Annotated in this window: 11 protein-coding genes and 1 pseudogene; 6 read left to right on the forward strand and 6 right to left on the reverse strand. The window is 27.7% G+C overall.

What is annotated here, in order from left to right:
* Positions 1-18 precede the first annotated feature (18 nt).
* A complete protein-coding gene (locus AC11VW_RS00515; protein ID WP_484299437.1) occupies positions 19-459 on the forward strand; it encodes a hypothetical protein in 441 nt (146 codons plus the stop codon).
* A gap of 267 nt (positions 460-726) precedes the next feature.
* Here the strand turns inward: AC11VW_RS00515 and AC11VW_RS00520 are convergent, their stop codons facing one another.
* Positions 727-1,248 carry a VanZ family protein gene (locus AC11VW_RS00520; RefSeq protein WP_484299438.1) on the reverse strand — a complete coding sequence of 174 codons (522 nt, stop codon included), beginning with the start codon at positions 1,246-1,248 and terminating at the stop codon, positions 727-729.
* A gap of 206 nt (positions 1,249-1,454) precedes the next feature.
* Here AC11VW_RS00520 and AC11VW_RS00525 point away from each other — a divergent pair, with 206 nt between their 5' ends.
* From AC11VW_RS00525 to AC11VW_RS00540, 4 genes are all read left to right on the forward strand, one after another.
* On the forward strand, positions 1,455-2,984 hold the full coding sequence (locus AC11VW_RS00525; protein WP_484299439.1) for an Ig-like domain-containing protein: 1,530 nt from the start codon (positions 1,455-1,457) through the stop codon (positions 2,982-2,984).
* A 408-nt stretch (positions 2,985-3,392) separates the two neighbouring features.
* A complete protein-coding gene (locus tag AC11VW_RS00530; RefSeq protein ID WP_484299440.1) occupies positions 3,393-4,190 on the forward strand; it encodes a conserved phage C-terminal domain-containing protein in 798 nt (265 codons plus the stop codon).
* 20 nt (positions 4,191-4,210) lie between these two features.
* Positions 4,211-5,512 carry a replicative DNA helicase gene (locus AC11VW_RS00535; protein WP_484299441.1) on the forward strand — a complete coding sequence of 434 codons (1,302 nt, stop codon included), beginning with the start codon at positions 4,211-4,213 and terminating at the stop codon, positions 5,510-5,512.
* Between the two features lie 11 nt (positions 5,513-5,523).
* The gene (locus tag AC11VW_RS00540; RefSeq protein ID WP_484299442.1) at positions 5,524-5,772 is read left to right on the forward strand and encodes a Mor transcription activator family protein; all 249 of its coding nucleotides are present in this window, start codon (positions 5,524-5,526) and stop codon (positions 5,770-5,772) included.
* A 298-nt stretch (positions 5,773-6,070) separates the two neighbouring features.
* Here AC11VW_RS00540 and AC11VW_RS00545 read toward each other — a convergent pair whose 3' ends face one another.
* From AC11VW_RS00545 to AC11VW_RS00565, 5 genes are all read right to left on the reverse strand, one after another.
* A complete protein-coding gene (locus AC11VW_RS00545; RefSeq protein WP_484299443.1) occupies positions 6,071-7,288 on the reverse strand; it encodes an ABC transporter permease in 1,218 nt (405 codons plus the stop codon).
* Between the two features lie 61 nt (positions 7,289-7,349).
* Complete coding sequence (locus AC11VW_RS00550; RefSeq protein WP_484299444.1) at positions 7,350-8,030, reverse strand: ABC transporter ATP-binding protein; 681 nt, start codon at positions 8,028-8,030, stop codon at positions 7,350-7,352.
* The gene (locus AC11VW_RS00555; protein ID WP_484299445.1) at positions 8,020-8,919 is read right to left on the reverse strand and encodes an efflux RND transporter periplasmic adaptor subunit; all 900 of its coding nucleotides are present in this window, start codon (positions 8,917-8,919) and stop codon (positions 8,020-8,022) included. The genes AC11VW_RS00550 and AC11VW_RS00555 overlap by 11 nt, the downstream gene beginning before the upstream one ends.
* Before the next feature lie 2 nt (positions 8,920-8,921).
* Positions 8,922-9,896: a hypothetical protein gene (locus tag AC11VW_RS00560; RefSeq protein ID WP_484299446.1), complete on the reverse strand. Its 975-nt coding sequence runs from the start codon at positions 9,894-9,896 to the stop codon at positions 8,922-8,924.
* 53 nt (positions 9,897-9,949) lie between these two features.
* Positions 9,950-10,522 carry a hypothetical protein gene (locus tag AC11VW_RS00565; protein WP_484299447.1) on the reverse strand — a complete coding sequence of 191 codons (573 nt, stop codon included), beginning with the start codon at positions 10,520-10,522 and terminating at the stop codon, positions 9,950-9,952.
* A 240-nt stretch (positions 10,523-10,762) separates the two neighbouring features.
* On the opposite strand from AC11VW_RS00565, the pseudogene AC11VW_RS00570 reads away from it, so the two are divergent.
* Positions 10,763-10,979 (forward strand): annotated as a pseudogene (locus tag AC11VW_RS00570) (hypothetical protein); the annotation flags it as partial.

Here is a 10,979-nt window from a genome sequence, read left to right on the forward strand (position 1 = left end):
TAATTTTTGGGGGATATAATGAAAATCGAAAGCTTAATGATTACAGAAAGCGAAGTAATAGATAGTGTGTCATCTAAGTTAGAAAAAATAGGGTTTGAGATAAAACGAAAGTGCAATATATCACAAGAAGGAATTGACATATACGCAGTTAAAAATGATATAGAATTATTTATAGAAGCAAAAGGTGGAACTACATCAAAAGACACAAGTAGAAAAGGAAAGCCTTTTAATAGTAGTCAAGTGAAAAACCATATTGCAATGGCTATTTTAAAGGCTATGCAAATAAAACAGAAACATAATAATGCTAGAATAGGAATAGCATTACCAAATGATAAAAAACATAAAAAAGTAATAAACACTTTAAAATCATCAATAGAATTATTAAATATAGATGTAATTTGGAGTGATGGCAAAGAAGTAATAATAGAGCATAGTAATAATGAAAGTAGATATAAATAGTAACTTAGTGATTTAAGCTACTATTTTTGATACAAAGAACTAATTAATAAAAAACAAGCTCTGTAGAGTAAGGTACGGAGAACCGTGTCATAAGTAACGGAGATTTTTTGCATAGAAGGTTGATATTTATCAGGTCCTTGTATTAGCAATGAAAAAAGCTGGGTTTTAGAGTGGGATAGAGAATAGAACTTAAAGGCTTGGCATGAGTTTATTTATGGTGAGGATAGTAAATAGTGTTTAAGATATTAAAAAAGTCATAGACTTATTCTATGACTTTTTTGCATGGGCTATTTTATAAGTAAGCTTATCAGCTATTAATATTCCTATAAACCCTCCTAGAGTATTAAGTATTAAGTCGTCTATGTCTGTTAGTCTCATAGGAAGTAGTATTTGTACACATTCTACAAAGATAGTAGAGTATATACAAAGTTTTAGTGTTTTGTTAAAGTTACCGTTGAACTTTATATAGCCGAAGAATCCAAGAGGTATGAATAATAGAGTGTTTCCTAGTACATTTGCACATATATCTATTATGTTTCCATTTTTTAAAAATATTGTTATTATTTTAAAGGGTATTAGGTTAAATTCATGTTTAATATCTAAGTTTGTTGATATTGGAAACATTGTTAGTGATATTATAAATAATATTGATAGGCAGAATCCCATGTTTAGGTAGTTGTTAAATAATAAGATGTTATCTTTTTTTATAAATATGTATAGGTTGCTTAGTAGATAAGCAAAGATTAGTATAAATATAAGAAAGATGTTAAAACGCATTAGTGTAATCATAAATATCTCCATTCCATTATAATCCATATATATTATACAATATGGACTAAGATATGGGAATATATACTATGGATTCATATTATAGTAGTTTTTTAATATGTAATTTTAGAAATGGTATAATTTGAAAATAATTATGATATAATTTATATGAATTTACTAAATAATACTAAAAAATGTTACAACTACATTATACAAGGGGGATATTAATGAAAAAATTTAGTTTAAAACAATTATTAAGTATAATACTTTCATTGTTATTAGTAATTAATGCTTTGCCAATGAATGTAAACAAAGTTTATGCGGATCTTTCTGCTACGACACAATCTAACTCAAATACTAGACGAGGATATAATTCTGCTGTAGATACATCTGTTCACGAAATTAATGAAACATATATAAATCCAATGTACGAGGATATATATACAGAATCATCTATTTCTAGTAATAGCAGTCATTTACTTGCAAATAAAAGAAATTTTACCACACTTAATGATGTAAAACGTTTTGCAACAATTAAAGACGCAAGTAACTATATGCGTCAACAAATGGTTAAAAGATCTGATGTGATTACTTTTATGGTAAATACAAAATATTATAATGAAATTTATAAAGATATTTTTAATCTAGCTATTGAAGATAGGAATGGATATAGTTCAAGTGAAGGAGATTATTTGAAAGTTCATTTTGGAGGCTGTAGCTGCCAAGGATATAGAAATTCTGAAGGTGTTATATTAACTTATACAATGAAATACTTATCTACCTATGAGCAAGAACTAAAAGTTAATGCTGAAGTAAAAAAGGTATTAGATAAATTAAATGTGTATAATGCAAATGAATATACAAAAATTAAAGCAGTTCATGATTACATAGTTAAAAATATAAAATATGATTATAGTTTATCTAATTATTCGGCATACAATGCAATTATTGAAAAAAATGTTGTATGTCAGGGGTTTGCGTCTTTAACATATAAAATGTTAAAAGAATTAGGTATAGGAGTACGTTTCATTGCTAGTGATGATCATGCGTGGAATATCGTACGTATTGGAGGATTGTGGTACAATATTGACAATACATGGGATCAAAACATTTCAAATAATAATATAAGCTATAAATACTTCTTGAAAAGTACAGCAGACTTTGATAATCATGTAAGAAGTGCAGAATACAGTACAAATTCATTCAATTCAACTTATTTAATGGCTAAAAGTTCTTATGTGTATTATCCAGTAAAAGGAATAATATTAAATAAAACATCAACTACGATAAATAAAGGAAACACAGAAAATTTATCAGTTACATATAATCCCACATATACAACAGCTAGCAAGAATGTAAGATGGAGTACGTCAAATGCAAAAGTGGCGACAGTGGCAAATGGAAAAGTAACAGCAGTAGGATCAGGGACAACTACCATAACGGCACAAGTAGAAGACAAGATAGCTAAATGTATAGTAACTGTAAAAGCTCCATTAAAAGAGATAAAGTTAAATAAGGCATCAACTACAATAAATAAAGGAAGCGCAGAAAATCTATCAGTTATATATAACCCAATAGATACAACAGATAGCAAGAATGTAAAATGGAGTACATCTAATGTAAAAGTGGCAACAGTATCAAATGGAAAAGTAACAGCAGTAGGGGTAGGAAGTACTACAATAACAGCACAAGTAGGAACAAAGATAGCGAAATGTATAGTAACGGTAAAAGCGCCAATAAAATTAAATAAGAAATAAAATTAAATGAAATGATAATGGATGAATTAGGTGAGGTTGAAGTCAATGTTGAGGAAAAATACATTGATGAAATTAATAGAAAAGAGTGTCTCAAAATGATTTTTATAATCATAGGAGACACTTTTTTCTTGTAAAAATATAACCATTTAGTATATTTTAGCATTGAAAAATTACTAAAAGAAAAATTACTAAAAAAGAAATAAAAATTACCTTAGAGTAAATTAAAATTACCAAAACGTAAATTAAATTTACTTTTTAGGAAATGTATGTTCCTTAGAAAAACATTTCCAAAAGAACGTAAGTTGGATAAAAAAATTAAAATTATTGCTAAATAAAGAGAATAGTACTACAATATATGTTATAAAGAGTGTGATGAAAGAAATTTACTGAAAAAGGGGAGCGAACAAAATGTCTTTTAGATTTTACAAAACGAACAAGAGTGTGATGGGATTTGATTGTAATAATGAGATACATAAGATTGTTTTTAATCATTATATAATGAGAAAGGCAAATCTTCATAGGATGAAGTGGGATTTACCAGATGGTCAGTTTAAGATTACTGCAAGAACTGCTGCTAGTGATTTAAAGTTATCAAGGTCTACTATTAATAGGCTTATTAATGAGTTTGAAAGTCTTGGTATTGTTGATGCTATTAAAAAGTCTAGTGTGGGTAATTGTAGTTCTATTTATGAGTATGTAACCGAGCGAAAAAGTAAATCTATGTCTAAAAGTGAACCATTAATTGAGACAGTGTGTGAGACGGTAGATGGGCCATTAAAGGTTAGCAATTTCAATGATTTTAGTGATTGTGAAGTGCCAGATGATGGGACTTGTAATGAGTCGGTTCGTGAGACATCTAATATAAAGTATTTAAATAAAGAATTAAATAAAGAATTAAATAAAGATAATATATATTCTCGTGTGGTTTTTTATTTGAATGAAAAGTCCAAGAAGAATTTTAAGAGCACTACTAAAAAAACTAGGGATTGTATAGGTGCTAGGCTCAATGAGGGATTTGTTGAGGAAGACTTTTACAGGGTGATTGATGTTAAGTGTGGTCAATGGATGGATGGTGATATGGAGAAGTTTTTAAGGCCAGAGACTTTATTTAGCAATAAGTTTGAGAGTTATTTAAATGAAAAGTGTGTAAGTATTGATGAAAATTTAGAAGATGTTAAGCCTTACAAGATTGATTTTAATTTTTAGGCTATTGGGGGATTGGGGTTATGCAAAGTTTAAGTGCACTGGAGGTTGAACAATCTATTTTGGGGAGTATTATTGTTGAGCCAACTTTAGTTTATAAGATTGATGAGTTACATGAGGAAATGTTTACTTGCAATGATAATAAGATGATTTTTAGTGTTATGAAGAGTTTACATAAATGTAAGATGGCTGTTGATGTTGCTTCTATTGTAAGTAAGGTTGGCATGGAGAGTAGAGATGTATATATTAGGTATTTGAGTGAGATTTGTGCTGGTAGTCAAAGTTATGCTATTGATAGTCATATTGAGATTTTGAGAGATACTTACAGTAGGAATGTTTTAAAGAAGCTTGTTATAGATTTTTCATATGATTTAAATGATGGTAAGGATATTTCTTCAGCTCTTAATATTTTTGAAAATGGTGTTAGTAAGCTTCTAGAAGAGGATGTTGAGTATGATGATAGTATTTCATATATTGCTCACAAGACTTTGGATTATTTAGAGGATGATAGTGAGCTTGGGTTTAAGTTTGGTATTGCATTATTAGATGATATTATTGGTGGTTTGTATAAGGGTGAACTTACTACTATTGCTGCTAGAAGTGGTGTGGGTAAGACTGCTCTGGCTCTTCAGATTATGTTAAATTGTGCAGCTCAGGGTAAGAAGGTTTTGTTTATTAGTAGAGAGATGAGTAATATTCAAGTTTTCATGAGAAACATTACTAAAAAGACTGGTGTTAGTAGTAATAAGATGAAGTATAAAAATCTTGGTGATGATGATTGGAAGCCTATTATTGATTATATTAATAATGTTACTAGGGAAAATTTGATTCATATTAATGATCAGGTTAGTACTGTTGGTGGTATTAAAAAGAGAATTAGAAAGGTTAAGCCTGATTTAGTGATTGTGGATTATGTTCAGTTATTGAGTATTGAGGAGAGGTTACAAAGTAGGGAAAGGGAGGTTGCTAGTTTATCTAGGGAGCTTAAGAATATTACTTTGGATTTTGGTATTCCGGTTATTCAGCTTAGTCAGTTAAATGATGAGATGAAGGATTTTAGGCCTTGGGGTGAGAGACCTATGAGAGATAGTAAGGCGATTTTTCATGATAGTAATAATGTTGTTTATATTCATGAGCCTGTTGGTAATGATTTTGAGAAGGCAATAGATGCTGCTAATCTTGAGAAGTATAGGGTTATGCAGATGAAAAATGAGGGTGTTAAGTTATTGGATTTGATTGTTGCTAAGTGCAGAGATGGAGAAACTAATTATAGGCATTATTGGTATAATGGTCCAAGGCTTCACTTTGAGGAGATTGTATATTAGGGGGGATATTTATGAAATTACAAAGAGATGATATTGGTTATAAGTTGGAGAATTTGTTTGAGATTGTGGGAGAGGAGAAGTTTTTAGAGATTTCTAGGATGTATGGTGGTAGTAATTTGTATATTCCTACTTATAGTAGTGTGGTTAGAAATGGTAGGAACAGGGAAATTGTTAAGAGATATAATGGGGTTAATGCTAGTCAGTTGGCTAAGGAGTATGGGATGTGTGTTAATCAGCTTAATAGGATTGTTATGGAGTAAGTTAGTCAAAAGAGAAGAGTGTGGAAAATTAAATTTAACTAGCGCAATAGATTAATTATATATAATAAAAATTCGAAATATATTGTCTATTAAAAAAAGAGTCTGAAAATATTTCTTTTTAATTAAATACCACTTATTTTAAGTGTATGCAATATAAAAAATAATACAAATAAAGGTAAGATTATCCATAACTACGAGGTTTCTTACCTTTATGCTATCATTAAAAATATTATACAAGAATTTATATAAATTAATATTTTCACTCTTCACTTTTTCTAAAACTTATATAGCCTATTTACTAATCGTGATGCAGTGCATCTACAACATTATATTTAGAGGCTTTAATAGCTGGAATTAAACTAAATATAACTGCTTGTGCTATTGCATATAAGAATGCAGATATAATCACTCTGTATTTAAATACTATAATAATTTCCTTATTTAATATATATTTATAAAAATAATCTAAACCTAAAGCTAACGTAATTGATATAAATGTAGCTAAAAATACACTTGCAATGCTTATTACTATAGATTCTACGACAAACTGTATAATAATATCTTCTTGTGAAGCACCCATAGATTTTTTTATTCCGATTTCAGGAATTCTCTCTTTTATAGAGAAAAACATTGTATTCATTACATTAAGACCAGATATAATTATAATTATTATCATAATTATTGTTAACATAGTTTCAATATTTACATTTACAGCTTTAACATCTTCCATATGTTTATAATATGAGTAAACACTAATATTTGAGTCTACTTGCTCGTAGAAATTTTCTATTTTTGAATTGTTTTTTTTAAAATTATCTTTATTAAATTTGTAAATTATACTGCTATAATTTTCTGATGTTGCTGGATCTATTTCGTTTATAGTTGATATAGGAGCTATTAATAAACTGCTAATAGGAATAATCATATTTTCTTCTTTAACTTTATAAGCTTCTAAAACTTGTTGTCTTTGCTGGATTTCTGAGTCTGTATCTTTATAAACTCCAACTATTGTAAATAACTCATTTTCAATTGATCCATCTTTAGAGATAGAAATAGGCATTTCTTTTCCTATAGCTTTTTTATTTCCAAAAACTAATTTGCTTGTAAATTCACTTATTAACAGTACTTTTTTCTTATTTTTTATATCTTCTTGAGTTAAATCTCTACCTTCTATTATTTTTGTATTATAAACATTCCCACCATCATTTATATCTATTATAGGCACATCACATACAGAAGGTGTAACCCCATAAATACTTGCATTAATCTTTATATTACTCTCTTCAGTTCCTTCAAATAATGAGGCAGATATTGGTGTTGAATAAACAGACCCTTTATATTTACCCAAGTTTTTACTTAGATTATTTGAAATATATTTATTAATTTCTCCGCTGGTAATAATTGTATTTTTATCAAAATTAATATATTGTTTATATAATGAATAAGTAGCTGATTCAATACCTACTAAACCAAGAATAAATATAACAATTCCAATAGTAATACCACTAATACTCAATGACAATCTTTTCCTATTTGAAATGACAATTTTTAGTGAGTGAACACATAACATAAATAATCTACGCATTTATTAAAATTCCGCCTTTTTTAAGTATATATCTAGTATCTGCATATTTAGTAATATATGGATTATGAGTTACCATTATTATGGAATTACCTTTCTCCTTGTATTTATAAAAAATATCCATTACTATCTTAGTATTGTATTCATCTAAGCTTCCTGTGGGCTCATCACAAATCAATACTTTAGGATTCATTATTAAAGATCTTGCTATAGCGACCCTTTGTTTCTCTCCTCCCGATAGAATTTCAGCCTTCTTATCTAAAATATCAAAAATATTAAGTTCTTTAGCAAGTTCTTCAATTCTATTTTTCATTTCTTTATTAGAAGAGTTTTCTCTATATAAATAGGGCACTGCTAAATTATCCCTTACACTTAAGGTAGGTATTAAACAGTACATTTGAAAAATAAATGATATATATTTACTACGAATTTTTTCTAATTTACATTTTTTTATAGATCGAACATCTTTCTCTAGAAGTTTATATGACCCAGAATCAAAATCATCTAAAAAGCCAATTATGTTTAATAGTGTACTTTTTCCTGCACCTGATTCTCCTTGTATTGAAACAAATTCACCTTTTTTTATATTTAAAGATAATCCATCTAGTATCATTCTTTTGTTGTCATAAGACTTTTTTATATTATCAATCTCTATAATGTAAGTATTATTGTTCATTTGTTAATTCACCTATTTTATTTGATAGCAAGTTTTTTTCATCTATATAAATCTGATATATTATATCATTTTCATTTAAGCCCGATTTAATTTCTACTACTTCGCTACCAACTAATCCTATATCTACATTTATTTTATCATATGAACCTTCTGCGTCTTGATTTTCTCTATATACATAATAATCATTATTTTTAACATATACATATTCCAATGGTAAATATAAAACATCATTTTTCTCTTTAGCAGTAAAAGAAAGATTGACTTGCATCCCAGGCATCAATAACATATTTTCATCTTTATAATTTAAGAAAGCTTCCATATCATCTTCTTCTGAAACTATTCCACTAGTATAGAAAACTTTTGCATTCATATTATTTTCATTGACTTCAAAAGTTGCACTAGATTTATATTTTACATCCTGAGCATTTTTTGAATTTATACTCGCTTTTAAATATAATTTTGAATAATCTATAAATGTTATAGTAGAATAACCTTCATTTTGTACAATATCTATAATTTTTCCTCTAATAGGACTTTTGAAAGAGTATTTATTGTTAACAAATATAACTTCCCCTTTAGATACTTTGTCACCTATACTTTTTTGCCAACCTGTTTGACCTTTATTTGCCAATAAAGTAGTAAAAGTATATATTTCATCTTCACTACTAGAAACTTTAGCTTTTGCAGTAAATACTTCAGATACATTACCTATCTGAACAGAGGTAATCGAATTTGCAACATTAAAATTACTATTCATATCCTCTGATATTGATACGATATCACTATCAGTTTCAATAGAACCATAACCATCTTTATTTAAGTAATAAATTCCAACTATACAAAATATTAAATTCAGTACTAATACTAAATACGTAACTAATTTTCTCATCCTTATTGCTCCTCATTAGATGTTGATAATTTGATCACACTATCTATATCTTCTTGTGAGAAATTTACTTTTTTACCTGTTAATAATGGATATATTATTTTATTTTTATTAACATTATTTTGTTCGTATGAAATATTACATGCAATATTAAAAGAGTTGAATGCATTTTCATTTTTTAATGTTACAGGTAAATAAATAGCATATTCTCCCTTTTCTAAAGAAATTTGATTTATTTTATATGAGCTATTTTCATTAACATTTTTATTATAAATATTATTTATTATTTTATCCAATGTTGCTGTTTTATGAGCTTCAATTATTTTAGTTCTTTCATCACCACTAAAAACTTTAACCCCATCTTTATTAAATCCATAACTATCCATTCCTAGGGTTATTTCATTTATATTTATTTTAGAAGTAACAGATAAATCAATTAACACTCCTGAAAGATATGGTGAACTATTTTCATCAAATCCATAAATACCATTTAATAAAGCATATTCAATATCTGAAGTTTCGTTTTTTTCATTTGAAATATTGAAACTTAAATCTCCTACTAATAAAGATACATCTTCGTTATTACTTATTAATTTTAAGTGTGTATTTAATGATTCACCTTTAAGATTACTAGGTATAGAAAATGTTAGTATTCCACTATATACATTTCCTATATTTTCATATTTTGTTGGCTCCTCTTCAAATTCAATTTTAAGTATATTAGCTGGAACCTCTGTATTATTGAACATCAAGTTTGCCTCTAGTATATTGTCCTTATTTTTAAATACAGAATCTTTATTACTTGTAAAAATTGGGGTTTCAATTTGAACATTACCTCCCTTAGGGTCAGATACAAAAGAATAGTTGCTTGGATAGGATACAAAACAATCTTTGTTTGAATTAGATTTTATTTTTTCGCATCCATTTATAAAACTCATAGCTAATATCAGTATAGTTATATAGATTAATCTTTTAATCATAATATGTCTCCTTAAACATTTTCTAATTTTAAAAATATATGCAGGAACATATATTATATTAAATCATATGTGAACATTATACACTCAGGAGTTGTAACTGTAAAATGTCCTGATTTAGTAGGAATCCATACTGTATATTTTTTAGCATATCCTGTAACTTGTTTAGCAGTTGTATATGTAGATACTATTAACTTCTTTTTGGGAGGTACGGGATTTTTTTTGAAATCTAAGATAACTCTTTCTGCCTCAGTTCGAGCAAAGTTATAATTAGCAGTAGCTTGAACTTTAGCTGCTAATCCACCACTGATTTCACCTGGTCCTTTCGTAGCTTTAAGCTTCATATCAGCAGATATTTCACTTGATAAGCTTCCTCCAGTTGAAGTTTGTGATATAAACTCCTTGTTAAAACCACAGCCATAAAAGGGCTTAGAATGTTTTGAATTATCGAAACCAAATGTCTTTCTTGAATCCATTTTTACATTAGTTGGTTTATTTGATGCAACACTCCATCCGCTCATAACACTTTTTACAGAGTTTGATGTTACAGCTGCATTTGATTGAATAGTCATTGATGTAAATAGTAGGCAACATAACATTGCACATACTATTCTTTTTTTATTTAACATTTTCATGTATTCTCCTTTTTATTTTGTCTTATTTTGTCTTATTTTGTCTTGTTTTGTCCTGCATACATGTAATAGTATATAATTATATACATTTTTTTGCAATATTGGATATTTATATATTATTAAATTACTATTATAATTTTAATTTAATAATTTAAGAGTGAGATTTGTGCTGGTAGTCAAAGTTATGATATTGATAGTCATATTGAGATTTTGAGGGATACTTATAGTAGAAATGTTTTGAAGAAGCTTGTTATAGATTTTTCATATGATTTAAATGATGGTAAGGATATTTCATCAGCTCTTAATATTTTTGAAAATGGTGTTAGTAAACTACTAGAAGAGGATGTTGAGTATGATGATAGTATTTCATATATTGCTCACAAGACTTTGGATTATTTAGAGGATGATAGTGAGCTTGGGTTTAAGTTTGGTATTGCATTATTAGATGATATTA

This window comes from Romboutsia sp., assembly GCF_056995035.1.